The organism is Hymenobacter gummosus, assembly GCF_003970915.1.
Taxonomy (GTDB): domain Bacteria; phylum Bacteroidota; class Bacteroidia; order Cytophagales; family Hymenobacteraceae; genus Solirubrum; species Solirubrum gummosum.
In genome coordinates, this window is record NZ_RXOF01000042.1 from 1 (window position 1) to 299 (window position 299).

At 73.9% G+C, this 299-nt stretch carries 1 protein-coding gene; it reads left to right on the forward strand.

Going from position 1 to position 299, the window contains the following annotated elements; genetic code table 11:
- Window positions 1-2: 2 nt before the first annotated feature.
- Window positions 3-299 (forward strand): macro domain-containing protein (locus EJV47_RS27775; protein ID WP_207896024.1); only part of this gene is annotated, 297 nt, incomplete at its 3' end.

A 299-nucleotide genomic window follows, 5' to 3' on the forward strand; every position in this document is an offset into this window, starting at 1 on the left:
CCATGTCCCTCCCCTACTCCGCCCGCCGCGCCTTCGGCCGCATCCTGCTGGCCCAGGCCGACATCACCAAGCTCGACACCGACGCCATCGTCAACGCCGCCACCTCCTCCCTGCTCGGCGGCGGCGGGGTCGATGGGGCCATTCACCGCGCCGGCGGCCCCGATACCCTGGAAGCCTGCCGCCGCCTGCGCGCCGGCCACTACGGCAAGGGCCTGCCCACCGGCGAGGCCGTCATTACCTCCGGTGGCCGGCTGCCGGCCCGCTACGTCATTCACACCGTCGGGCCCGTCTGGAACGGC